We start from the raw sequence: 223 nt of genomic DNA, 5'->3' as shown, positions 1-223 counted from the left end.
TACTCCTATTCCCGGCACTGACGCTCCAAAGAAATACTAATACTAATAATTAATAACATGAGTTTGAAAATCGTAGTATTGGCTAAACAAGTTCCCGACACACGTAATGTTGGGAAAGATGCCATGAAAGCCGACGGAACTATTAACCGTGCGGCACTCCCCGCCATCTTCAACCCCGAAGACTTGAACGCTCTTGAGCAAGCCCTCCGACTGAAAGATGCAC

At 45.7% G+C, this 223-nt stretch carries 1 pseudogene; it reads left to right on the top strand.

The annotated features are described in order from the left end of the window. Positions 1-57 precede the first annotated feature (57 nt). A pseudogene (locus QVP90_RS06125) lies at positions 58-223 on the top strand (electron transfer flavoprotein beta subunit/FixA family protein); the annotation flags it as partial.

It is taken from the genome of Bacteroides sp. CAG:189, assembly GCF_000432295.1.
In the GTDB taxonomy this organism is placed as follows: domain Bacteria; phylum Bacteroidota; class Bacteroidia; order Bacteroidales; family Bacteroidaceae; genus Bacteroides; species Bacteroides salyersiae.
The sequence above is the reverse complement of the archived record's forward strand: the minus strand, read 5'-3'. Positions and strand labels throughout refer to the sequence as shown.